Origin of the sequence: Halobaculum sp. EA56 (assembly GCF_051195075.1) — an archaeon.
Taxonomy (GTDB): Archaea; Halobacteriota; Halobacteria; order Halobacteriales; family Haloferacaceae; genus Halobaculum.
On record NZ_JBNTJX010000088.1, the window covers coordinates 1 to 1,330 of the forward strand.

Annotated in this window: 1 pseudogene; it reads right to left on the bottom strand. The window is 59.6% G+C overall.

Annotated elements, in window-relative coordinates:
• Window positions 1-1,204: pseudogene (locus tag ACQUQ1_RS22230) on the bottom strand (hypothetical protein); the annotation flags it as partial.
• Window positions 1,205-1,330 lie beyond the last annotated feature (126 nt).

Here is a 1,330-nt window from a genome sequence, read left to right on the forward strand (position 1 = left end):
CCCCACCGGCGAGCAGCTCGGAACGGTTGGCGGTCACATTAAGCGGAACGCCCTGTTTGAGGTCGACCGTTCCACGCCGTGCGACCGTGGTCGTATCGTTCTCCTCAGTCGCGATGTAGAGGTAGATGTACTCCCCGCTCTCCCACTTTTGGAGCGTCCCGACCTTGACGGTCGTATCCGCACCCGCGACCTTGCTCGTGACCGAGGTGTTGATCACGGAAGTCCCGTTGGTGACCTTGTCGGAGCCGATCGCGTTCTTGAGCAGCGATGTGAAGTCGGTACTGCCGGTGAAGTCGACTGTACCGGGCTCTACACCGAGGACGCTGGCTCCGCTCTCGATCCGAGTAACCCCGCGTGACTCGGCGATCGAGCTTTCGATCGATCCGATCGAGCCGTTGGAGATGGTGATGTCCTCGTTCTCCTCAACGAGTTTCGATTCAGTCCGGAACTCGTTATCGCTCGTCTCGATCACGAGGACCGTGTGGCTCACTTGGCTGTCTCCGAACGTCTCCGTGGCGTTCACATCGAACGTGACGTTCGCCCCCGTCCCACCGGCCTCGGTCGAGACGGTTGTCGTGTCCTCGTTTTCCCGGACGGGCATCGCGTCGAAGCCGACGACAGTCACGTTACTCCGGATCTCTAATTCGCCCAACTCGTCAGTCGGCCCCGCAATACCGGGAGCGCTGGTGTTCTCCTTCACCACAGAGACGAGCAGGTAGCGGCCGGTTCGCTGCGGCTGGAACACGACGCTGTCGGACCCCTGGAACGTTGCGTTCCGAAGGATCCGTGCCGACGTGTTCTCTTCGCCCGTCAGCAGCGGTTCGATTGCGTCCGGAGATGTCGGAGTCGCGACATCCTCTCCGAGATGGACGGCGACATACTGGACCTCCTCGCCGTCAAGGGTGATACCGCCGCCGGCATTCTGCTCGTCAAGTTCGGCAGTAATCGGCTTGCCTTGTTCGAAGAAGCTCACCTGACTTTTCGGATATGTGAGCCCTTGGGCTTCGTCTAGATTGAACGTAATCGTCGGGATCCCGAGGTACGTGTCGACACTTTCTCCAGTCGCGTACTCAGATTCGACAGTATCTAATGAGAGCGGCGAGCGCTGCCAGACTGATACGTTCTCCGAGACTTGTTGGACCCCCTCAGTAGAAGAGTTGATGTCTCCTCGTATCGGTTCCGTCGGTGAGATATCCGCTGACACATCGGGTGGAGGTACTTCCGTGGCGTCCTGCGTTTGTGCTCCTCCCGCACCGTCCGCAAGCGCAGCTGAGACGGGAGTAACGGCGGGAGACAGGACTGTTAGGAGTGTAATAACGACCACGATTCC